Origin of the sequence: Devosia sp. Root635 (assembly GCF_001427605.1) — a bacterium.
Taxonomy (GTDB): domain Bacteria; phylum Pseudomonadota; class Alphaproteobacteria; order Rhizobiales; family Devosiaceae; genus Devosia.
Window position 1 is genome coordinate 334,189 of sequence record NZ_LMGZ01000012.1, and the last position, 21,886, is coordinate 356,074.

23 protein-coding genes and 2 pseudogenes are annotated in these 21,886 nt (G+C 64.0%); 12 read left to right on the forward strand and 13 right to left on the reverse strand.

Annotated elements, in window-relative coordinates:
- Positions 1-97: 97 nt before the first annotated feature.
- Both ASD80_RS08295 and htpX read right to left on the reverse strand, forming a co-directional pair.
- Complete coding sequence (locus ASD80_RS08295) at positions 98-1,399, reverse strand: RsmB/NOP family class I SAM-dependent RNA methyltransferase (RefSeq protein ID WP_056231244.1); 1,302 nt, start codon at positions 1,397-1,399, stop codon at positions 98-100.
- 8 nt (positions 1,400-1,407) lie between these two features.
- Positions 1,408-2,391, reverse strand: a complete 984-nt coding sequence (htpX, locus tag ASD80_RS08300; RefSeq protein WP_056231247.1) for a zinc metalloprotease HtpX — start codon at positions 2,389-2,391, stop codon at positions 1,408-1,410.
- A gap of 94 nt (positions 2,392-2,485) precedes the next feature.
- Here htpX and ASD80_RS08305 point away from each other — a divergent pair, with 94 nt between their 5' ends.
- Positions 2,486-2,683: a DUF1674 domain-containing protein gene (locus ASD80_RS08305; RefSeq protein WP_056231249.1), complete on the forward strand. Its 198-nt coding sequence runs from the start codon at positions 2,486-2,488 to the stop codon at positions 2,681-2,683.
- A 6-nt stretch (positions 2,684-2,689) separates the two neighbouring features.
- Here the strand turns inward: ASD80_RS08305 and ASD80_RS08310 are convergent, their stop codons facing one another.
- From ASD80_RS08310 to ccmA, 5 genes are read right to left on the reverse strand one after another with little or no spacing between them, the layout of a single operon-like run.
- Positions 2,690-3,223, reverse strand: a complete 534-nt coding sequence (locus ASD80_RS08310; RefSeq protein ID WP_056231252.1) for a DsbE family thiol:disulfide interchange protein — start codon at positions 3,221-3,223, stop codon at positions 2,690-2,692.
- Positions 3,223-3,366 (reverse strand): heme exporter protein CcmD, encoded by a 144-nt coding sequence (gene ccmD, locus ASD80_RS18475; RefSeq protein ID WP_082555146.1) that lies wholly within the window; start codon positions 3,364-3,366, stop codon positions 3,223-3,225. Before ccmD ends, ASD80_RS08310 begins: the two co-directional genes overlap by 1 nt.
- A complete protein-coding gene (locus ASD80_RS08315) occupies positions 3,363-4,124 on the reverse strand; it encodes a heme ABC transporter permease (RefSeq protein WP_056231254.1) in 762 nt (253 codons plus the stop codon). The genes ccmD and ASD80_RS08315 overlap by 4 nt, the downstream gene beginning before the upstream one ends.
- Positions 4,125-4,133: 9 nt before the next feature.
- Positions 4,134-4,787 carry a heme exporter protein CcmB gene (ccmB, locus tag ASD80_RS08320; RefSeq protein WP_056231256.1) on the reverse strand — a complete coding sequence of 218 codons (654 nt, stop codon included), beginning with the start codon at positions 4,785-4,787 and terminating at the stop codon, positions 4,134-4,136.
- Positions 4,784-5,434 (reverse strand): heme ABC exporter ATP-binding protein CcmA, encoded by a 651-nt coding sequence (gene ccmA / locus ASD80_RS08325; protein ID WP_056231258.1) that lies wholly within the window; start codon positions 5,432-5,434, stop codon positions 4,784-4,786. Before ccmA ends, ccmB begins: the two co-directional genes overlap by 4 nt.
- Positions 5,435-5,604: 170 nt before the next feature.
- Between ccmA and acnA the strand changes: the two genes are divergently transcribed.
- Positions 5,605-8,277, forward strand: coding sequence for an aconitate hydratase AcnA (gene acnA, locus ASD80_RS08330; RefSeq protein ID WP_056231261.1), 2,673 nt, complete (start codon positions 5,605-5,607; stop codon positions 8,275-8,277).
- Positions 8,278-8,352: 75 nt separating this feature from the next.
- Here the strand turns inward: acnA and ASD80_RS08335 are convergent.
- Positions 8,353-8,520, reverse strand: a pseudogene (locus ASD80_RS08335) (helix-turn-helix domain-containing protein); the annotation flags it as partial.
- A 195-nt stretch (positions 8,521-8,715) separates the two neighbouring features.
- Between ASD80_RS08335 and ASD80_RS08340 the strand changes: the two are divergent.
- The 3 genes from ASD80_RS08340 (at position 8,716) to ASD80_RS08350 (ending at position 10,748) form a co-directional block, all read left to right on the forward strand.
- Entirely contained in the window at positions 8,716-9,456 is a 741-nt protein-coding gene (locus ASD80_RS08340; protein ID WP_082555147.1) for a DUF1223 domain-containing protein, read from the forward strand.
- 477 nt (positions 9,457-9,933) lie between these two features.
- Positions 9,934-10,281: a DUF2794 domain-containing protein gene (locus tag ASD80_RS08345; protein ID WP_056231385.1), complete on the forward strand. Its 348-nt coding sequence runs from the start codon at positions 9,934-9,936 to the stop codon at positions 10,279-10,281.
- Complete coding sequence (locus ASD80_RS08350) at positions 10,278-10,748, forward strand: GNAT family N-acetyltransferase (RefSeq protein ID WP_056231268.1); 471 nt, start codon at positions 10,278-10,280, stop codon at positions 10,746-10,748. Before ASD80_RS08345 ends, ASD80_RS08350 begins: the two co-directional genes overlap by 4 nt.
- Here ASD80_RS08350 and ASD80_RS08355 read toward each other — a convergent pair.
- Both ASD80_RS08355 and ASD80_RS08360 read right to left on the reverse strand, forming a co-directional pair.
- Positions 10,745-11,242 carry a GNAT family N-acetyltransferase gene (locus ASD80_RS08355; protein WP_056231270.1) on the reverse strand — a complete coding sequence of 166 codons (498 nt, stop codon included), beginning with the start codon at positions 11,240-11,242 and terminating at the stop codon, positions 10,745-10,747. The genes ASD80_RS08350 and ASD80_RS08355 overlap by 4 nt on opposite strands.
- A 100-nt stretch (positions 11,243-11,342) precedes the next feature.
- The gene (locus tag ASD80_RS08360) at positions 11,343-12,104 is read right to left on the reverse strand and encodes a Bax inhibitor-1/YccA family protein (protein WP_056231274.1); all 762 of its coding nucleotides are present in this window, start codon (positions 12,102-12,104) and stop codon (positions 11,343-11,345) included.
- Between the two features lie 204 nt (positions 12,105-12,308).
- Between ASD80_RS08360 and thpR the strand changes: the two genes are divergently transcribed.
- The 5 genes from thpR (at position 12,309) to ASD80_RS08385 (ending at position 16,008) form a co-directional block, all read left to right on the forward strand.
- The gene (gene thpR, locus ASD80_RS08365; protein WP_056231277.1) at positions 12,309-12,848 is read left to right on the forward strand and encodes an RNA 2',3'-cyclic phosphodiesterase; all 540 of its coding nucleotides are present in this window, start codon (positions 12,309-12,311) and stop codon (positions 12,846-12,848) included.
- Positions 12,849-13,063: 215 nt separating this feature from the next.
- Positions 13,064-13,585, forward strand: a complete 522-nt coding sequence (locus ASD80_RS08370) for an invasion associated locus B family protein (RefSeq protein ID WP_156460374.1) — start codon at positions 13,064-13,066, stop codon at positions 13,583-13,585.
- 88 nt (positions 13,586-13,673) lie between these two features.
- Entirely contained in the window at positions 13,674-14,177 is a 504-nt protein-coding gene (locus tag ASD80_RS08375) for an invasion associated locus B family protein (RefSeq protein WP_056231281.1), read from the forward strand.
- 224 nt (positions 14,178-14,401) lie between these two features.
- Positions 14,402-15,610 (forward strand): 23S rRNA (adenine(2503)-C(2))-methyltransferase RlmN, encoded by a 1,209-nt coding sequence (gene rlmN, locus ASD80_RS08380; RefSeq protein ID WP_056231283.1) that lies wholly within the window; start codon positions 14,402-14,404, stop codon positions 15,608-15,610.
- Positions 15,610-16,008: a bleomycin resistance protein gene (locus ASD80_RS08385; protein ID WP_056231285.1), complete on the forward strand. Its 399-nt coding sequence runs from the start codon at positions 15,610-15,612 to the stop codon at positions 16,006-16,008. The genes rlmN and ASD80_RS08385 overlap by 1 nt, the downstream gene beginning before the upstream one ends.
- A 7-nt stretch (positions 16,009-16,015) precedes the next feature.
- On the opposite strand, the pseudogene ASD80_RS08390 reads toward ASD80_RS08385, so the two are convergent.
- Both ASD80_RS08390 and ASD80_RS08395 read right to left on the reverse strand, forming a co-directional pair.
- Positions 16,016-16,863 (reverse strand): annotated as a pseudogene (locus tag ASD80_RS08390) (23S rRNA (adenine(2030)-N(6))-methyltransferase RlmJ).
- Complete coding sequence (locus ASD80_RS08395) at positions 16,863-17,510, reverse strand: LysE family translocator (protein WP_056231288.1); 648 nt, start codon at positions 17,508-17,510, stop codon at positions 16,863-16,865. The pseudogene ASD80_RS08390 and the gene ASD80_RS08395 overlap by 1 nt, the downstream one beginning before the upstream one ends.
- Positions 17,511-17,618: 108 nt before the next feature.
- On the opposite strand from ASD80_RS08395, the gene ASD80_RS08400 reads away from it, so the two are divergent.
- The gene (locus ASD80_RS08400; RefSeq protein ID WP_056231290.1) at positions 17,619-18,842 is read left to right on the forward strand and encodes an argininosuccinate synthase; all 1,224 of its coding nucleotides are present in this window, start codon (positions 17,619-17,621) and stop codon (positions 18,840-18,842) included.
- A 174-nt stretch (positions 18,843-19,016) separates the two neighbouring features.
- Entirely contained in the window at positions 19,017-21,113 is a 2,097-nt protein-coding gene (locus ASD80_RS08405; RefSeq protein WP_056231293.1) for a putative bifunctional diguanylate cyclase/phosphodiesterase, read from the forward strand.
- A 17-nt stretch (positions 21,114-21,130) separates the two neighbouring features.
- Here the strand turns inward: ASD80_RS08405 and ASD80_RS08410 are convergent, their stop codons facing one another.
- Positions 21,131-21,817: an outer membrane protein gene (locus ASD80_RS08410; RefSeq protein WP_056231297.1), complete on the reverse strand. Its 687-nt coding sequence runs from the start codon at positions 21,815-21,817 to the stop codon at positions 21,131-21,133.
- Positions 21,818-21,886: the final 69 nt, after the last annotated feature.

The following is a 21,886-nucleotide window of genomic DNA, read 5'->3' on the forward strand; positions in this document are numbered from 1 at the left end:
CGCCGTGCGGCATCCGCCAGCGTTGCCTCGTCACTGCCTCTCAACGACCCACTACCTTGCCTGGCACCGCCCCAGCAGGCGCCATCATCTTGTTTTTTCAACGGCGGCGGAAGCGCGCCACGAAGAACCCGTCCATACCGCCCCCGCGCCCGCCCGGCGCCATGCCCGGATGGGTCCGCACCAGGCCGCGCGGTGTCACGGCGCTTTCGAGCCCCGGCAACTCGGCCGGTGTCACCGGCCAGAGGTCCAGCCCCGGCAGGGCATCGAGCGCCCAATCGACCTGACCTTCGCCTTCGGCGGGCTCAAGCGAACAGACGCAATAGACGAGCACGCCGCCCGCATCAAGGCAGCGGAAGGCGTTGGTGAGCAGGGCGCGTTGCAGCCGTACCCGTCCGGCCACATCGCCGGTGGAGCGATGCCAGATCACTTCGGGATGGCGGCGGAAGGTGCCGGTGGCCGAACAGGGGGCGTCGAGCAGCACGCCGTCATAGGGCGCTGATGGGGCATAGTTGCCGGCATCGGCGACCACGGTTTCGGCGGTGTAGTCGAGCCGGGCCAGGTTTTCCTTGAGCCGTTCCATGCGGGTGGCGTCGCTGTCGAGCGCGGTGACGGCATAGCCCACCTTGGCCAGTTGCGCGGTTTTGCCGCCGGGGGCGGCGCAGAGATCGAGCACACGGCCGCCGGCTTTGGCGCCCAGCAGGCGGGCCGGAATGGCCGAAGCGGCGTCCTGCACCCACCACAGACCCTCGGCAAAGCCGGGCAGGGCTTCCACCGGGCGGTCGCGCTGGTCGATACGCACGGTGTCGGCCATGACCGGCTCGGCGCCGAGGGAGGCGACCAGGTCGGCATCGTCGCTCTTAAGCGTCAGATCGAGCGGAGCACCGGCCAGCAAGGCGGTCGAGAAGGCGTCGATGGCCGCTTCGCCATAGGCGTCGAGCCAGGTATCGCCGAAGGTGTCGGGAATGAGCAGATCGTCGCTCAGCATGCCGAATTTGGCGGAATTGGCCTGCGCGTTGCGCAGCACGGCATTCATCAGGCCGCTCAAATGACGCGCCTTGGGGTCGCGCTTGGTGGCTTCGACGGCGAGGAACAGCGCAGAATGAGCGCCGAGATCGGGCAGGAAGACCAGTTGCGCCAGCGACAGGCGCAATACGGCTTCGAAACTGCCGGATTTGCCGGGCATGCCCTTGTCGAGCAGGGCATGGAGAATGAAGTTGAGTTGCCCCTGCCGGCGCAGGGCGGTGGTGATCAGCCGGTTGGCCAGCGCCCGGTCGCGGCCATCGGCCAGCTCGGTCGCGGTCAGGGGCGAGAAATTATCGCCAGCCAGGACGGATTTCAGCCGCTGTGCGGCAACGAGGCGGAGCTTGAGCCCCGCCGGATCAGGTTTGTTCTGCGCCACGCTAGTTCTTATCCCCAGGGACCGCGTTGTCCGCCATCCTCGTCGGTCCGTCCGACGGTCGGCACGCGCCAGCCGCCGCCGATATCGCGTCCGGTCGAAACCGGCTGAGGGCGGGGCTGAGGCCTGCGGCCCTTATCGTCCACCTGCATGCTGGCTGCAAGCTTGCGCAAGGCCTCGATGCGATTGGCCGTGTCCGGGTGGGTCGAAAACAGGTTGTCCATGCGCTGACCGGAGAGGGGATTGATGATGTACATATGGGCCATGGCCGGATTGCGCTCGGCGGCGACATTGACCTGTCGGCCGGCAAGGCCGGCGATTTTCTGCAGCGCCGAGGCGAGGGCCAGCGGATCACCGGATATTTCGGCGCCGTCGCGATCGGCCTCGTATTCGCGGGTGCGGCTCACCGCCATCTGCACCAGCATGGCGGCGACGGGGGCGAGGAAGACCATCAGCAGCGCGCCGATGCCGCCCAGCGGATTGTCGCGGTTATTGCCGCCGCCAAAGAACAGGCCGAACTGCGCCAGGGCCGAAATGGCGCCGGCAAAGGTAGCGGTGATGGTCATGGTGAGGGTGTCGCGGCTGCGGATATGGGCCAGCTCGTGAGAAATCACCGCCGCCACTTCGCGGGTTTCGAGATGCTTGAGCAGGCCGGCCGAGACGGCAACGGCGGCGTTCTGCGGATTGCGGCCGGTGGCGAAGGCATTGGGCTGGTCGGACTGGATGACATAGACCGCAGGAGTGGGAATACCGGCCTTGCGCGAGAGGATATCGACCATGTCATAGAGCTCGGGCACGCGGCTCCGCTCCACCGGCACGGCATTCTGCATGCGCAAGACCAGCTTGTCGGAATTCCAGTAGCCGAACAGATTGGTCACCAGCGCGAAGCCGAAGGCGATCATCATGCCCCCGGTGCCGCCGATGAAATAGCCGACGGCCATGAACAGCGCGGTGAGCGCGGCAAGCAGGACAGTGGTGCGGAACGCATTGAACATCAGGAGCCCTTGGGTTCGAGTTCTCGAGCAATTATGTTGTGCGGCGATGGGTTCCATGCAAGCGGCATGACCAAATCGTAACCCGGATGCCAAAATGAGCGACGACGAGAAAGAAACCCCGAGACCGCCGCTGAGCGAGGCGGCCAAGCGGGCACTGGCCGAGGCCAAGGCGCGACGGGCGGAAATCGACGCCAAGGGAGCGTTCGCGCCCAAGGAGCAGGGCGGGCGCGGCGGACTGGAGCCGGGCCGCTATGGCGACTGGGAGATCAAGGGGCTGACCAGCGATTTCTGAGGCGTGCTACCCGCGTGCCTTCTCGATGGCCGGCAGCAATTCGGTCTCGACCGCCTCCGGCGTCAGGGGGCCGACATGCTTGAAGGTGATGATGCCCTGGGGGTCGACCACGAAGGTTTCCGGTACGCCGTAGACACCCCAGTCGATGGAGACGCGGCGGTCGCGGTCGCTGCCGACGGCGTCGTAGGGATTGCCCAGTTCGGCGAGGAAGGCGCGGGCGTTTTCCGGGGCATCGGACTGGTTGATGCCGAACAGGCGGACGTCGGAAATGTCCTTGAGCGCTACCAGCAGCGGATGCTCGTCGCGGCAGGGGATGCACCAGGAGGCAAAGACATTGACCACGGTCACCGCACCCTTGAGGCTCGCGGTATCGAAGCCGGGCACGCCGAGCTCGGGCACGGCTTCCATGGTGAAGACGGGGGCGGGCTTGTCGATCAGCACCGAGCGGACGAGGGCCGGATCGCGATCGATGGAGAAGGCAAAGACAGCGACCAGCGCGATGAGCGCGATGAGCGGCAGCCCGAAGAGGACATAGCGCATCAGCGGCGGGCTTCCAGCGCGGCGAGCTTTTTCGCGGTGGCGCGGGCGTCATACAGCGTCCAGGCGATCAGCCCGGCCACGCCGATCGCGACGCCGATATAGGCCCAGACGATGAAGACGGCGTGTGGTCCGAGATCGATCATGCGGGCTCTCCCTGTGCAGCCCTGCGCTGCAGGGTCATCACGCGGCGGCGCTTGACCTCGGTATGCATGGCCTTGAGCTGCAGCGTGATGAACAGGAAGGTGAAGGCGAAGAACATGATGAAAAGCGGGGTCAGGATCGAGCCCGGCATGCGCGGGCCATCGGCGCGGAAGACGCTGGCCGGCTGGTGCAGCGTGCTCCACCAATCGACCGAGAACTTGATGATCGGGATGTTGACCGCGCCGATGAGGGTGAAGACGGCGATGACGCGGGCGGCGCGGAGCTGGTCGTCGAAGGCCCGCCACAGGGCGACGATGCCGAGATAGATGAACAGCAGGACCAGGGTCGAGGTCATGCGGCCGTCCCATTCCCAGAAGGTGCCCCAGGTCGGACGGCCCCAGAGCGAGCCGGTGAACAGGGCAAGCGCGGTGAACAGGGCGCCGAGCGGGGCGGCGGCTTTCATCGAGACGTCGGCCAGGGGATGGCGCCAGACCAAAGTGCCGAGCGCCGAGACCGCCATCACGCCGTAGACGAACTGGCTGAGCCAGGCATTGGGCACATGGACATACATGATGCGCACGGTATCGCCCATCTGGTAGTCCGCGGGCGAATTGAAAAAGGCGAAATAGAGCCCCACCACGAAGACCAGGGCGGTGAGGATGGTCAGCGGCCACAGCAGCGGCCGCGTCCAGATGACAAACTGCCCCGGATGGGCGATGCGGCTCCACCAGCTCTGCTTTTGTGTCGTGTCTAGGGTCATGTGATCGCTCTAATCTTCGCCCGAGCTTATCGCAAGGGCGGCGGCGAAGGGAGCCAGGGCCACGGCCATGAGGCTCAATGCCGCAAGAAACAGCAAAGCGGCTGATGATTGGGTGGCGGTGATGCTGCCGGTGCCGAAGATCAGCACCGGTATCGACAGCGGGGCGATGAGGATGGGCGCGATGAGCCCGCCGCGGCGGATCGATACGGTCACCGCGGCCCCGACGGCGCCGAAAGCCGCTAAAGCCGGGGTGCCTACAGCCAACGAGAGCAGCACGCGCCAGAAGGTTTCGAGCTCCATGGCCAGCAGCATGGCGAGCAGGGGCGAGGCCAGGAGCAGCGGCAGAGCCGAGACCAGCCAGTGGACGATCAACTTTGCGGCAACGACGGCGCTGAGCGACAGGTCGGCCTGGCGCAGCAGGATCAGCGAGCCGTCCTCGTGGTCTGGGCGGAACAGCCGGTCGAGCCCGAGCAGCATGGCGAGGAAGGCCGCGATCCAGACAATGCCGGGGGCGATGCGGGCCAGCAGGTCCCGATCGGGCCCCACGGCGAAGGGCACGATGGCGCCCACAATGACGAAAAACAGCACCAGCGTCAGCATATCGCCGCCGCCGCGCAAGGCGAGGCGCAGTTCGCGCCCCAGCATGGCGCGGAAGGCGGTCATGGTGGCGCTCCGGAATTTCTGGCTCCCAGCACCAGGGTTTCCATGCGGGAAGGATCAGGCAGGGTGATGGGATCGTGGGTGGCGGCGACCGCGATGCCCCCCATGTCGAGATGCCGGTCGAGCAGCCGGGTCACTAGGTCGTGGCCTTCGCTGTCGAGCGCCGCGGCGGGTTCGTCCAGGAGCCAGAGCGGGCGCAGGCTGACCAGCAGGCGGGCCAGAGCCAGCCGGCGCGACTGCCCGGCCGAAAGATAGCCGGCATCAAGATCGCCCAGCCGTCCCAGCCCGACCTCCGCAAGGGCGTCGGCGACCGACAAGCCGGTGGTGCCATTGACCGCGGCCCAGAAGCCGAGATTTTCGGCCACGGTCAGCCGGGGTTTGATGGCATTGCGATGGCCGCAATAGTGCAGGGCCGGTCCCGCTTCCGCCTCGCCTCCTTCCAGGGCGAAAAAACCGTCAAGCGGCGCGACGATGCCCGACAGCGTCAGCAGCAGCGTGGTCTTGCCCGACCCATTGGCGCCGCGCAGCAGCAGGCAACGTCCGGGCGCGACCGCAAAGGCCAGTTCATGGGTCAGCGCCATGCCGCCCCGCCCGCAAACGAGGCCGGTGGCAACGAGGCTCAGCGGGGAAAAGACTTGCCGTTCGGTCATGACCCCTTCTCGTATTGAACCCAAGGTCACACTGGCAAGCCCATTCGTCTTTCTCTATAAGCCCTTATAGATTGGAGTCATTCCAGGAAAGGCGGCGCTGTTGAGCGGTTTTCGGGTGGTTTACCCGGACCGGCGCGCTTGCCGCAACCGAACAGGATTAGGGCGGAACCATGGCCTCGGTAAACAGCTTCAAGTCGAAATCGACCCTTTCGGTCGGCGGCAAGACCTACACCTACTATTCCATCGAGCAGGCCGAGAAGAACGGCCTCAAGGGCGTGTCCAAGCTCCCCCATTCGATGAAGGTGGTGCTGGAAAATCTGCTGCGCTTCGAAGACAACCGCACGGTCACCAAGACCGACATCGAAGCCGTCGCCACTTGGTTGGTCACGCGCCAGTCTGATCACGAAATTTCGTACCGCCCGGCCCGCGTGCTGATGCAGGACTTTACCGGCGTTCCCGCCGTGGTTGACCTTGCCGCCATGCGCGACGCCACCGCCAAGCTCGGTGCCGACCCGCAGAAGATCAACCCGCTGGTGCCGGTCGACCTGGTCATCGACCACTCGGTGATGGTCGACAGCTTCGGCACGGCCCTGGCCTTCGGGCAGAATGTCGAGCTCGAATATGAGCGCAATGGCGAGCGCTACGAATTCCTGCGCTGGGGCCAGTCGGCCTTCGACAATTTCCGCGTCGTGCCTCCCGGCACCGGCATCTGCCATCAGGTGAATCTCGAATACCTGGCCCAGACCGTGTGGACCCTGGAAGAGAATGGCGAGACCGTCGCCTATCCCGATACGCTGGTCGGCACCGACTCGCACACGACCATGGTCAATGGCCTGGCGGTGCTGGGCTGGGGCGTGGGCGGCATCGAGGCCGAGGCGGCCATGCTGGGCCAGCCGATCACCATGCTGATCCCCGAAGTCGTCGGCTTCAAGCTGACCGGCAAGATCAATGAAGGTATCACCGCCACCGACCTGGTTCTCACCGTCACTGAAATGCTGCGCAAGAAGGGCGTGGTCGGCAAGTTCGTCGAGTTCTACGGCCCCGGCCTCGACTATCTCAGCCTCGAGGACCAGGCGACCATCGCCAATATGGCCCCCGAATATGGCGCCACCTGCGGCTATTTCCCGGTCGATGCCGATACGCTCAAATACCTCACCACTTCGGGCCGCGATCCGCAGCGCGTGGCCCTGGTGGAAGCCTATTCCAAGGCGCAGGGCATGTTCCGCGAGACCAATTCGGCCGATCCGGTCTTCACCTCGACCCTCGAACTCGATCTCACCACCGTCGTTCCCTCGATCTCGGGTCCCAAGCGCCCGCAGGACCGTATTGCGCTCGACAATGCCAAGCAGGCCTTTGCCGCCGCCCTGCCCAAGGAATTCGGCAAGACCGACGATCCCAAGGTTGCCGTGGATGGTACCGATTATGCCATCGGCCATGGCGACGTGGTAATTGCCGCCATCACCTCCTGCACCAATACGTCGAACCCATCGGTGCTGGTCGCCGCGGGTCTGGTGGCCCGCAAGGCGCGGGCGTTGGGGCTGGATTCCAAGCCCTGGGTCAAGACCTCGCTGGCGCCCGGCAGCCAGGTGGTCACCGACTACCTGACCTCGGCCGGCCTGCAGGAAGACCTCGACGCCATCGGCTTCAACCTGGTCGGCTATGGCTGCACCACCTGCATCGGCAATTCGGGCCCGCTGCCGACGGAAATCTCCAAGGCCGTGCAGTCGGGTGACCTGGTCGCCGCCTCGGTGCTGTCGGGCAACCGCAATTTCGAGGGCCGCGTGAACCCGGATGTGAAGGCGAACTTCCTCGCCTCGCCGCCGCTGGTCGTGGCCTATGCGCTGGCCGGCTCGATGAAGATCGACATCACCAAGGATGCCATCGGCACCTCCAAGGACGGCAAGCCGGTCTATCTCAAGGATATCTGGCCGTCGAACCACGAAGTGGCCGAGATCGTGCGCAAGCACGTCACCAAGGAAATGTTCCAGGGCCGCTATTCGGACGTGTTCAAGGGCGACACCAACTGGCAGGGCATCGCCGTCGATGGCGGCGAGACCTATAAGTGGAATTCCAGCTCGACCTATGTGCAGAATCCGCCCTATTTCGAGGGGCTGACCATGCAGCCCAAGCCGGTCACCGACATCGAAAAGGCCAAGGTGCTGGCGCTGTTCCTCGATTCGATCACGACCGACCATATTTCCCCGGCCGGTTCGTTCAAGGCGACAACGCCGGCCGGCAAGTATCTCGAGGAACGCCAGGTTGCGCCCAGGGATTTCAATTCCTACGGTGCCCGCCGCGGCAATCATGAAGTGATGATGCGCGGCACCTTCGCCAATATCCGCATCAAGAACCAGATGCTCCAGGGCGTCGAGGGCGGTTACACCAAAGGCCCCGACGGCTCGCAGATGGCGATCTACGATGCCGCCATGGCCTACCAGGCCGCCGGCACGCCGCTGGTGATCTTCGCCGGCAAGGAATACGGCACCGGCTCGTCGCGCGACTGGGCTGCCAAGGGCACCAATCTGCTCGGCGTGCGCGCCGTGATCGCCCAGTCCTTCGAGCGTATCCACCGCTCCAACCTGGTCGGCATGGGCGTCATCCCGCTGCAGTTCAAGGATGGCGAAAGCTGGCAGACGCTGGGCCTCGACGGCACCGAGACGGTGGATATCGAAGGGGTCACCGAAATCGCCCCGCGCGCCAAGGTGACCGTCAGGATCACCCGCGCCGATGGTTCGGTGGTCAATGTGGAAACCCTGTGCCGCATCGATACCGCCAACGAGCTCGACTATTACAAGCATGGCGGCATCCTGCATTACGTGCTGCGGAGCCTGGTAGCGGCATAAAGCGCAAACCGCTGCGATCCGAAAATGCAAAAGGCCCCGCTTGCGGGGCCTTTTCTTTGCTGTGGCGGTTCCGATTCAGGGAATGGCGAAGCCGCGCTCGGAATAGTCCCGCAGCTTGTTGCGCAAGGTCCTGATCGAAATGCCCAGGATCGCGGCAGCGTGGGTGCGGTTGCCCTCGGTTTGCCGCAAGGTGGCGAGAATCAGATTCAGTTCGACGTCGGCAACGGCTAATCCCACCAGAGCCTCGGCGGCCGAGATATCGGGATTGAAGTCCTGCATGTCACATCACTTTCTGAGCCCCCAGGTCTGCTCAGAATGCCCCCAGCATTGCCTGCAATGGTTAACCAAAGATAAATATCGCGCAGTCAGCCGGCAAATGCCGTCTCTCACCCTCTTTTGACTGGCGGGGCTCGGCTGCCCCGGCTTACAACCTTGACCATGACGATCAGACCCCTGCTTGGCCCCGCTTTGGGCATTGTCGCACTCGCCGCCCTGGTCCATCCGGCCGGCGCCGAGAGCATGCGCGCGCGCCCCAAAGCGGTGGTGGAACTGTTCACGAGCCAGGGCTGCGCCCAGTGCCCGCCCGCCGATGCGTTGCTGACCGGGCTGGCCGAGGAAGGCGACGTGGTGGCGCTGGCCTATCATGTCGACTACTGGGACTATGTCGGCTGGGAAGACACGTTCGGCGACGAGGATTATTCGGATCGCCAGCGCGCCTATGCCAAAAGCTGGGGCTCATCGCGCATCTACACCCCGCAGATGGTGGTCAACGGCGCCAAGGGTGTCGTGGGTTCGCGCCGCAGCGAGGTGCATGGGGCGCTCGACCGTGTTGCCGTCCTGCCGTTGGCAGTGGAGATTTCCCGCGACGGCGACATGCTCAAGGTGGCCATTCCGCCCGATACTAGCCTTAACGACGCGGTGGTCTGGATGGTCACCTATCTTGACCGGGCGGATGTGACCATCGAGAAGGGCGAAAATGCCGGCAAGTCCATGGTCTATACCCAGGTGGTGACCGGGCGCCAGGCGCTGGGCATGTGGGAAAGTGCCACCGGCGCCGATCTCAAGCTGCCGCTGCCTGAATTGCTCAGCGAAGACAGCACTGGCATCGCGGTGATCGTGCAGCAGGAACGCGCCGGACTGCCGGGGCCCATCCTGGGCGCGGCGACCTACGAGCGCTAGGACCAATCGCCATTCAGCCGATGCTGGCCTGCAAATGCCAGTTTTCTGCGCTTCCGGTGCTCACGTACTGAACGTACGCTGCGCTCCGGTTCTCGAAAACCGACATTTTCGGCTCAGCCTGGGCTGAATGGCGATTGGTCCTAGAGCATGTCCTGCCAGGGCACAAAAAAGTCCCGCCCCTGGGGGCAGGGACGGGAAGGTCTGACTGGTCAACTCAATATAGGGGCGGCTGACACCCAGGCTTCTGGGTTTGGGGGCTCGGTCGGCCCGGATGCCAGCCACTGGAGGCAATGACTGAACAATGGCTGACCATTCTGGCGTGTTCACGGACAGATTGTGACCGAATTGGGGTTTTTGCATCCGCCAACTCGCCCTTGCATCCGCCGACAAATCCCGCAATCATGACAGCATGTTGACACGGAGTTGATCCGACCGGTGCAGGGCCGCACGCCGAGTGACAGAACCGTCAGTCTTTCGCTGGTCCATGCCGGCGATGCGCCATTGAGCCCGGCGCCTGCCAAGATCCCCGCCATCGTTGCCTTCGACCGCAAGGAACTCCATCTCATCCTCAACGTCTATGGCCGCAAGGTCGGGCAGGGGGAATGGCGCGACTATGCCATGGACTTCCTGCGCGAGCGGGCGGTGTTTTCCATCTATGCCCGCGTCTCCGAGCGGCCGCTCTTCATCATCGAAAAGACGCCGCGCCTGCGCAACCGGCAGGGGCAATATGCGGTGACCAACCAGCAGGGCCGCATCCTCAAGCGTGGTCACGAGCTGGCGCAGGTGCTGCGCGTGCTCGATCCGCAACTGGCGGTGGTGGGGTGAGCCTGATCGTCCGTCCGGCCCGCGAGGCGGACGTGCCCGAGATGAGCCGCTTGCTTATCGCCTCCATTACCGAACTCTGCGCCGCCGATCATGGCGGGCGCCCCGAGCAACTGGCCGCCTGGACCGCCAACAAGGACGAGGCGGGCGTGCGCGCCATGATCGACAACGCGGCCCTCTGCCTGCTGGTGGCCGAGTTGGACGGTCGCCTCGCCGCAGTCGGCGCCGTGGTGCCGGCAAATGGCGAGGTGGCGCTCAACTATGTCGATCCCGGCAGGCGGTTTCGCGGGGTCAGTAAGGCGCTGCTGGCGGCACTCGAATCCGAATTGCAGGGGCATGGCGTGATCGAGGCGCAACTGACCAGCACGATGACTGCCCGCGCCTTCTACCATGCCGCCGGCTGGACCGATGACGACGACAGGGTCGCCTGCCAGGGCGGCAGCGGCTATCGCATGACCAAGTGCCTCTAAAGCGCCAGCTGCAGATGCACGATGTCGTGCCAGCGGTCGAATTTTAGGCCTACCGCCTCGTAGCGGCCGACATGGCGGAAGCCAAATTTTTCGTGGAGGCGAATCGAATTGGCGGTGTCGGCGGTGATGACGGCAATCATCTGCTTGAAGCCAAAGACCCGTGACCGGGCGATCAGCTCGGTCAACATGCGTCGGCCGAGGCCCTTTCCCTTGGCGTCGGGACGCAGGTAGATCGAATCCTCGCAGGTGAAGCGATAGGCGGCGCGCGGCCGGTAGAAGCTGGCATAGGCATAGCCCAGCACCTCTCCATCCGCCTCGGCGACGATCAGCGGGTGGCCCAGCGCGACCAGGTGGCCGAATTTTTCGGCCATGGCCGGCTCGCCGGGCGCCTCGGTATCGAAGGTGATGGCCGTCTGCTCGACATAATGCCGGTAGATGGCTGTGATGGCGGGAATGTCGCGCCATTCGAAGGGGCGCAAGATGACGTCTGACACGGGCGGCTCGACAAAACAAAGGGGACCGCAACCCTTTTAGGCTGCGGTCCCCGCTATCGTCCAACCAAATTGCTTGATTCAGCGATCAAGCAGGCCATTGCTACTCACGGTTGCCGAACAGGCGGAGCAGCATCAGGAACAGGTTGATGAAGTCGAGATAGAGGCTCAGCGCGCCCATGATGGCGCCCTTGGCCAGCACATCGGCGCCAAAGGATTCCGAGTAGCCTTCCTTGATCTTCTGCGTGTCGTAGGCGGTGAGGCCCACGAAGATCAGCACGCCGACCGCCGAGATGGCGAATTCGAGCATGGAGGACTGCATGAAGATATTGACCACCGAAGCGATGATCAGGCCGATCAGGCCCATCATCAGGAAGCTGCCCATCTGGGTCAGGTCGCGCTTGGTGGTGTAGCCGTAAAGGCTCATGGCACCGAAGGTCGCGGCGGTGATGAAGAATACCTTGGCGATCGAGGCGTCGGTATAGACCAGGAAGATGGAGCTCAGCGACAGGCCCATGACGGCCGAGAAGGCCCAGAACACGGCCTGCGCCGCGCCCACGGAGAGCTTGTTGATGCCGAAGCTCAGCACCAGTACGAAGGCCAGCGGAGCAAGCATCACGACCCATTGCAGCGGGCTGCCATACAGAGCCGCGCCGAGTGGCGTCGCAAAGGCGGTGCCGTCAGCATTGATCAGCGCACCATCGGGTGCAACCAAGGTGCTGACGTACCAGGCAACCAGCCCGGTAACGACAAGACCAATACCCATGTAATTGTAGACGCGCAGCATGTAGCTGCGGAGGCCCTCGTCCACGGCCAAGGCCGAGCCGGCCCGAGCTCCGAGGGTCTGACGGTCATATTCAGCCATAGTCGATTCCTTTCCCAAGTGATGCGGTCTCTTGCACCGCCGGTGGGCATTGGTTTGCCACTTGATGAGACAATATGGATGTGACCCCAAGCGTTTACAAGTGATCTTGCAACCCCTGCGACGAATGGGCTGGCTGCGGAGTCGGTCTGTGTTACGGTCGAGGGCGAATCGCGTGTTTGAAATCCTGATGAAGAGGAGGGCCCCATGCCCCGGCTCTTTACCGGCCTTGAAATACCGGCCGATGTTGGATTTGCGCTTTCCCTCAAGCGTGGAGGCCTCGCCGGTGCCCGCTGGATCGATGCGGAAAACTATCACATTACTTTGAGATTCATCGGCGATGTCGATCATCAGACCGCCAATGAAGTGGCCGACAGCCTCGATCGGCTGTCCAATTCGCTGCGCTTTTCCGTGCGCCTGACTCATTTGGGCAGTTTCGGCGGCGACAAGCCGCGGGCGCTCTATGCGGGGGCGGAAGCCAGCGAGCAGTTGAGCCGGCTGCAGGCGGCGCAGGAGCGGGTGCTGCAGCGGGCCGGCCTGCCGCCCGAGGGGCGCAAATTCGTGCCGCATGTGTCGCTCGCCCGCCTGCGCGGCTCCAGCGCCGAAGAGGTGGCCCGTTTCATGGCCGAGGCCGGCCGCTTCGAGCCGCTGAGCTTTCCAGTGGGGCGGTTCGTGCTGTTTTCGAGCAAGGATTCGGTCGGGGGCGGCCCCTATGTGGTCGAGCAGAGCTACCCGCTGGCGGCCTGATCACGGTCTGGCCGCTATCAACACATTGTTAACCCAAGCGGCGCAAACCGGAAGCAGCCCGTGCTGCCCGTCAAATTGCCGCCGCGATTGACTCGCAGTTGAAGCAAATGCGCGCAAATGTGGCGGCGTTTGACACCTTGGTAACCATGTCTGGGGCAGAGTTTGCGGGCAGCTTCCCCCAGAACGGGACCTTCGAGACAAAGGATGAATTGGCGATGACGACGAAAACCGGTGGCCTTGCACTCGGGCTCGCGGTCGGCGCGATCATGACGCTGGCTCCTGTCGCCCAGGCGCAGCAGGCAACCGAACTCGGCACCTTCAACGCCTGGACCGCCTGGCAGGCAACCGATGCTTCGGGCATGATCTGCTATGTTTCGGCGACGCCGCAGGCCAGCGAGCCGGCGGGCGCCAACCGCGACCCGATCCATTTCATGATCATCCACCGCAAGGGCATGGGCACCAAGAACGAGGTGCAGACCATTATCGGCTATCCGTTCAACACCACCGATGCCAAGGCCAGCGCCACTGTCGACGGCAAGGCCTATCCCATGGTCACCGAAGGTTCGGCCGCCTGGCTTGCCTCGACCGGCGACGAAGGTGGGTTCGTCCAGGCCTTCAAGGCGGGCAGCAGCCTGGTGGTGCGCGGCACCAGCCAGCGCGGCACCAACACGGTCGATACCTATTCGCTTTCGGGCGCGACCGCGGCGATGAACGCCATCGACGCCGCCTGCACGTGATTTTTGGGTTGCTCCACCAGGGCAATCGGCCATATCTGAGGCGACGGGCCGGCCTGGCCCGCGCCTTTTTCGCTTCCAAGAGGCCCTGATGTCCAAGTCCGCCATGGCGCTGGCCCTTGTTGCCAGCCTTGTCCTTACCGCCGCCGCCAGCGCCCAGCAGGTGCGGATGCTGGGCGAACATCGTGCCTGGTCGAGCTATGCGGCCAATGACGCAGCGGGCGCGGTGTGCTTTGCCATGACCAAGCCGGAAAGCATTGCGCCGACGCCCGATGGCTACAGCCAGGCCTATATCTACATCACCAATCGCCCCGCCGAGAATGTCACCACCGAGTTCAACCTGGTGGCCGGCTTCGCCTTCCAGCCCGACAGCAAGGCCACGGTGAGCGTCGGCGGGCAGGTGTTCAACCTGTTCACCCAGAACGACGCGGCCTGGCTCGACGATGCGGGCCAGTCGGCCGCGCTGGCGAGCGCTATCCGCGCCGGTTCGAGCATGGTGGTTGAGGGCACGACCGCTGCCGGCATCAAGGTGACGGAGACCTATTCGCTGTCCGGCGCCACCGCGGCGCAGCAGTCGATCGGTTCGGGCTGCTGATTTCGCCACAACCACGAAGCGTCATCCTCGGGCCTGACCCGAGGACACTGCACTTGCCTGGCGTTTCGCCAGTATAGAGCCCTCGGGTCAGGCCCGAGGGTGACGATCCAGTTTATGGACGCGCTCCGTGCAAGGCTCCTTCTCGATGGCGTGACTTTGCGCAAACCGTCCCCATATGCTATTGGCCGCGCCAATCCCGCATCTTCGAGACCTTTCGCCACGCCATGAGCATTGCGCTGAACCTTGACCATTCGACCGCCGTCCGCCCTGCCGCGGCCAGCCGGCCGTCGCTGATCGGTCTTTCCAAGACGCAGCTGGCAGAGGCGCTGACCACGGCCGGGATTGCCTCGGACAAGGAAGCGCGCATGCGGGCCAGCCAGTTGTGGAACTGGCTCTATGTCAACGGCACCACCGATTTCGACCGCATGACCAATGTGGCCAAGCCGGTGCGGCAGAAACTGGCCGACACCTTCATCCTCGACCGCCCGGAAATCGTCACCGAGCAGGTTTCGACCGATGGTACGCGCAAGTGGTTGTTCCGCTTCCGCGATCCGGCCAATCCCAGCTATCCGCCGGTCGAGGTGGAGACCGTCTACATTCCCGAACAGGATCGCGGGACGCTTTGTGTGTCGTCCCAGGTGGGGTGTACGTTGACCTGTTCCTTCTGCCATACCGGCACGCAGAAGCTGGTGCGCAACCTGACGGCCGGCGAAATCCTCGGCCAGATCCTGATGGCGCGCGAGCGGCTGGGCGATTTCCCCGGCGGTGTGCGGCCGGATGACGGGGGCCTGGTGCCCTCGGGCGAGACCCGCGCCATCACCAATATCGTGATGATGGGCATGGGCGAGCCCCTCTACAATTACGACAACGTCAAGCAGGCTTTGCTGATCGCCTCGGCCGGCGATGGCATGAGCCTCAGCAAACGCCGCATCACGCTGTCGACCTCAGGCGTCGTACCCTTCATCGAGCCGACCGGGCGCGAGATCGACGTCATGCTGGCCATCTCGCTGCATGCTACCAACAACGACCTGCGCGACGTGCTGGTGCCGATCAACAAGAAGTGGCCGCTGGAAGAACTGCTCGAAGCCTGCCGCAACTATCCGGGCCTTTCCAATGCCCGCCGCATCACCTTTGAATATGTGATGCTCGACGGCATCAATGACAGCGATGCCGAAGCGCGCGAACTGGTGCGGCTGCTGGCTGGTATTCCGGCCAAGATCAACCTCATCCCGTTCAATCCCTGGCCGGGCGCCAATTACGGCACCTCGCCTTCGAGCCGCATCGAGCGCTTCGCCGACATCGTCAACAGGGCCGGCTATGCCAGCCCCGTCCGCACCCCGCGCGGTCGCGACATCTTCGCGGCCTGCGGCCAGCTCAAGAGCGAGACCGAGCGGCTGAGCAAGAAGGATCGCGACGCGCTGGCGGGGGTGTGATGGCCGGGCTGGTTCCAGAACTCTCCATCGCTGACATCGGGGCCAGCCGTCGCTTCTACTGCGACATTGTTGGGTTTTCGGTGCGCTATGAGCGATCCGAAGAAGGGTTCGCCTATCTCGAACTGGGAGCGGCCGAGCTGATGCTCGACCAACTGGGCGCCGGCCGCGACTGGATCACCGCACCGCTGCAACTGCCCTTCGGGCGCGGTGTCAATTTCCAGATCGAGGTGGAAGCGATCGCGCCCATCCTCGATCGCCTTGCCGTGTCGGGTGTGCCGCTGTTCACGCCGCTTGAAGTCAAGAGCTATCGTACGTCCTCGGGCAGCGTCACACAGCGCCAGTTCTGTGTGCAGGACCCCGACGGTTATCTGCTGCGCTTCTTCGAGGTCGTAGCCTGATTTCCTGCTATTCCCCCGCCACCCATTCCATCCGCACACGCCCCTTGCCGCCCTCGGCCAACAGGCCCGCCAGTTCCGGCAGCAAAACCTTCAGCTCGGCCTCCAGCGTGAAGGGTGGATTGACCACGATCATGCCCGTGCCATGCAGGCGCGGCGGGGTGGTGAAGGGGTGGACGTTCAGTTCGATGCGCAGGATCTCCTTATGCCTGTGCGTTCGAGGGCATCGACAAACTCGGCTATCTCGTGCGGGTCCTTGACCGGGTACCAGAAGGCGTAGATGCCGCCGGGCCAGCGCTGGTGGGCTTTGACCAGGCCTGCCACCATGCGGTTGAACTCGCCCTTTTGCTCGAAGGGCGGATCGATCAAGACGAGGCCGCGCTTCTCTTTCGGCGGCAGATGCGTGCCCAGGGCGGCCCAGCCGTCGAGATGGGTGACGCGGGTCTGGATGTCGCCGGCGAAGTTTTCGCGCAGCTTCTCGGCATCGTCAGGATGCAGTTCGAGGGCGAAGAGGCGGTCCTGCTCGCGCAGCAGGTGCCGGGTAATGAGCGGCGAGCCGGGGTAGAAGCGCAGCCCGCCATCGGGGTTTTGCGCCCGCACCGCCTCAAAGTAGGGCACGATCAGTTCGGCGGTGGGCGCGGAGAAGCCCGCGTCCAGCACCCGGCCGATGCCCTCCACCCATTCGCCAGTGCGGCCGGCTTCGTCGCCCTTGAGATCGTATAGGCCGATGCCGGCATGGGTATCGAGCACCCGGAACGCGGCCTGCTTGCGCTTCAGGTATTCGATGATGCGGACAAGGATCAAGTGCTTGACCACGTCGGCGAAATTGCCGGCGTGGAAGGCGTGACGATAGTTCATCAGTGCCGCGCCTGCGCCGTCAGGATGGTCGCCGCAAAGGCGGTGAAAATGGCGGCAAAGCTCCAGTTGAGCGCCCGTTCGACCCACTTGCTGGAGCGGAAGGCGGAAGCCAGTTTTTCCGCCAGCAGCACGGTGACGATGCCCAGGGGGATCGACAGGGCCACGAATTCGAGGCCGAGGAAGATCAGCTTGCCGGTCGCGCCGGGGTCATGGGCGTCGACGAACTGGGGCAGGAAGGTCACGAAGAACAGCACCACCTTGGGGTTGAGCAGGTTGATGCCGATACCGGTGGCAAAGCTCTGCCGCACGGTGGGCACCCGCTTGGCTGCCTCGGCCAGGCGCAGCCCGCCGCCATGGAAGACGGCCTGGTAGGCCAGCCATAGCAGGTAGACGGCGCCGGCGAGCTTGAGCGCCAGGAACAGCGGCGGGGCGGCGATGATGAGGATGGAAATGCCGAAGGCGACCAGCATGGTGTGCACCAGAATGCCCGCCATGGCGCCGAACATCGCGGCCAGGCCGTGGACCCGGCCGTAATTGATGGCCCGCGACATCTGCAAAGCCATGTCGGGACCGGGCGTTATCGCCAGCACAACGGTCGCTAGCGCAAAGGCGAGGATGACGGGCAGGTCGGGGATGAGGGCGGGCATGGCGTGATGCTCAAGAATCTTGGCTCGGACAATTGCACCAAAGCCCGCTCCTGACTAGGGTGCGCCCGATTTTGGGCCCACCACGGCCATCCCCTACCGAGACTTACCATGGCAAAAGACATCAAGAAGGTCGTGCTGGCCTATTCGGGCGGCCTCGACACCTCCATTATCCTCAAATGGCTGCAGGAGACCTATAATTGCGAGGTGGTGACCTTCACCGCCGACCTCGGCCAGGGCGAAGAGCTGGAGCCGGCGCGCAAGAAGGCCGAGATGTTCGGCATCAAGGATATCCGCATCGAGGATCTGCGCGAGGAATTCGTGCGCGATTTCGTGTTCCCGATGTTCCGCGCCAATACGGTCTATGAGGGCCAGTATCTGCTCGGCACCTCCATCGCCCGCCCGCTGATCGCCAAGCGGCTGGTGGAAATCGCCCAGGAAACCGGGGCCGATGCGATTTCCCATGGCGCCACCGGCAAGGGCAATGACCAGGTGCGGTTCGAGCTGACCGCCAATGCCCTCGATCCCGCGATCAGGGTCATCGCGCCCTGGCGCGAATGGGATTTGCGCAGCCGTACGCAATTGCTGAACTATGCCGAAAAGAACCAGATCCCGATCGCCAAGGACAAGCGCGGCGAGGCCCCGTTCTCGGTCGATGCCAATCTGCTGCACACCTCGTCGGAGGGCATGGTGCTGGAAGATCCGGCGGTACCTTTCCCTGACTATGTGCCCCAGCGCACGGTCGATCCGGAAAAGGCCCCCAACGAGCCCGAGATCATCACCATCGGCTTTGAGAAGGGCGATCCGGTTTCGGTCAACGGCGTCAAGTTGTCGCCGGCGAGCCTGCTCACCAAGCTCAACGAGCTGGGCGGCAAGCATGGCGTGGGCCGGCTCGATCTCGTCGAAAACCGCTTTGTCGGCATGAAGTCGCGCGGGCTCTATGAGACGCCGGGCGGCGCCATCCTGCTGGTGGCGCATCGCGGCATCGAATCCATCACGCTCGATCGCGGCGAGGCTCACCTCAAGGATGAGCTGATGCCCAAATATGCCGAGCTGATCTATAACGGCTTCTGGTTCTCGCCCGAGCGCGACATGTTGCAGGCGCTGATCGACAAGAGCCAGGACTATGTCACCGGCGAGGTCACGGTGAAGCTCTACAAGGGCAGCGCCAGCGTTATCGCGCGCACCTCACCGCATTCGCTTTACTCGATGGATCTGGTGACCTTCGAGGAAGGCGCCGTGGCCTATGACCACAAGGATGCCGAGGGCTTCATCCGCCTCAATGGTCTCCGCCTCAAGACCTGGGCGGCGCGCAACAAGCAGGCTCGCGGCTGATTTCTGCGCCCGCAAGCGGTCCGGATCATCCCTGAATGGTCCGGACCGGCCTTCGACGTCCGAACTTAATCGCTCGTTAACGTGAACGATCTAGCTTTCCCGTAGCGTCATGCAGAAGCATTGAGACGGGAGAATCGGCCGGTGCGAGCAGAAGACGCTGGCAGCTTGAGCGAGATGGCTGAAGCGCTGCTGCTCGATGCTGCGCTCGAGAACATCCCCTATGGCTTCTGCGTCTGGTCCCCCCAGTTCCGGCTGGTGATGTGGAACAAGCATTACCGCGACATTTACGGGTTTTCGCCCGACGCTATCTATCGTGGCATGACGCTGGAAGAGGTGGTGCAGCTCGCCAACCGGCTGGGCAACCATACCGGGCAGGATCCGGAAGAATTCTACGAAATCTATACCGGCGAATTGCTGGCCAATCGCAGCGGCGCCCGCGCCAAGCGGCAGGAGGCCGTGCATGGTGGCCGCACGATCGAGACCGCCCATATCTATTCGCCAGCACTGGGCTGGGTGGTGACGCATGAGGACATCACCGACGAAATCGCCCAGACCGAACTGGTGCAGAAGCGCAAGCTGGAGCTGGAGCGGCAGAATATCCGGCTCGACGCGGCGGTGAACAATATCAGCCAGGGTCTCTGCATGATGGATGCCAGGGGGCGGCTGGTGATCTGCAACGAGCCCTATGCGCGCATCTACAACCTGCCTTCCGCCCTGCTGCGGCCGGGCACGCAGCTGGAAGACATTCTCAGCCATCTGTTCGATGTGGGCATGAGCGCCGGCGGCACGCGCGAAGAATATGTCGAATGGCGCCGCGATGTGATCAACCGGCGCGAATATGGCAAGAACATCCACGAGCTCAATGGCCGCACCATCATGATGCAGCATCATCCAATGAAGGATGGCGGCTGGGTCTCGACGCATGAGGATATTACCGAGCAGCGGCAGAACGAGGCCCGTATCCGTCACCTGGCCCGCCATGACGCCCTGACCGATCTGCCCAACCGCATCGAATTCCTCGAACAGATGGCCAAGACCGAGGCTGGTCTCAGCCGCGGGGAAATGGCGGCCGTGCTCTATATCGACCTCGACCACTTCAAGGCGGTCAACGACACTTTGGGCCATGCGGTGGGCGACGAAGTCATCAAGCAGGCTTCGGCCCGGCTCTGGGGCACGACACGCGAGACCGACGTGCTGGCGCGGCTGGGCGGCGACGAATTTGCCCTTTTGATGCGACCCATCGACAGCGCGGCCGATGCCGCCAAGGTGGCCGACCGCATCATCAAGTCCATCGGCACGCCCATGCTGATCGGCGGCCAGCAGATCGAGATCGGGGCCAGCGTCGGCATCGCCATCGGGCCGGGCGACGGGGTCAAGACCGATGCGCTGGTCAAGAATGCCGACCTGGCGCTCTACAAGGCCAAGAGCGAAGGCCGCTCGACCTACCATTTCTTCGAAACCGGCATGGATGCCGACCTGCAGTCGCGCCGTTCCATTGAGGCCGGGTTGCGCCTGGCCCTGCAGCGCGAGGAATTGCGGCTGATGTTCCAGCCGCTGCTGGGGCTCAAGGAAAACCGCGTTACCTGTGTCGAGGCGCTGCTGCGCTGGGATCACGAAGGCCGTACCATCTCGCCCGTGGAATTCATTCCCATTGCCGAGGAAACCGGGCTCATCGTCTCCATCGGCGAGTGGGTATTGCGCGAAGCCTGCAAGACGGCGGCGAGCTGGCCGGGCGATATTCGCGTCGCGGTCAACCTCTCGCCGATCCAGTTCAAGAGCCGCGACCTCTTGGGTCTGGTCAAATCGGCGCTGTCCGAGGCCCGCATTCCGGCGACGCGGCTGGAACTCGAAATCACCGAAAGCCTGCTGCTGGCCGAGAACGATACCAATCTCAAGGTGCTGCATGACCTGCGCGCCATGGGCGTGCGCATCTCGATGGACGATTTCGGTACCGGCTATTCATCGCTCAGCTATCTGCGCAGCTTCCCCTTCGACAAGATCAAGATCGACCGCAGCTTCATGCGTGACTTGACCAGCCGCGGCGACAGCCAGGCCATCATCAAGGCGGTGATCGGGCTGGGCCAGTCGCTGGGCATGTCGACCACGGCCGAGGGCGTCGAGACCGAGGAACAGCTCGAAATGGTCCGCGCTCAGGGCGCTTCGGAAGTCCAGGGTTTCCTGTTCTCCCCGCCGCTGCCGGCGGCGGCCCTCGCCAACCTACTCCATTCCGAAGCGGTCAGCACCCAGGTCAAAAGCAAGAAAGCGTCCTGAGCCGGTAGCGCCGGGCGCTAGAAGCTGTAGTTCACGCCGGCGCGCAGCACATTGAGCGATGGCGTATTGGCCCGGTGCATGTAGCCAATCGGGATGGCGGTCTCGACACTGCCGAGGCGGATGTGCAGGTATTCGGCGCGGAGGCGCCAATGGTCGTCCAGGGCCAGCTCGACGCCACCGCTGGCGGCCCAGCCCCCGGCCAGTTGTGCGGCGATTGGCGGGTCATTGGCCTCGCGCTTGGTGAAACTTGCCGCCACCAGGCCTGCCGTGCCGTAGACGAGCAGGCTGTCATGCGCCCAGCCCAGCCGTCCGCGCAACGTGCCCAGAGCATTGATCTCGATCTCGTTGATCCGGCCGGCGGCCTGGGAATCGTCGCCGAGATAGCGGCCCAGGCTCAGATCAGCCTCGACGCCGAAAACTACACTCTGCTGCTGCTGTTGATAGCCGACCTGAAGGCCGCCCGTGGCGCTTTGGTAGTCGATGTCGCCATCGGGGTCCCAGGTCAGTGTTACGACGTGGAGAAAGTCATTGCTGGCGCCGCCCCAGCCATAGCCGACATGAGCGCCGAGATAGGCGCCGGACCAGTCATAGCCGGACTGGCCGTAGCTGCCCCGTGCGTCGAATGCGGGATAGATGTCGGCGGCCCTTGCCCCGGGAACGAGGGTCAGGCTCGACAATACCAGGAGGCACAGGCAACGCGTCATGGCAGCTCTCCACATAGGCAATGCTGCCAAGCATGAACAATCGTGGTTAAAAAATGATCGACGCGGGGA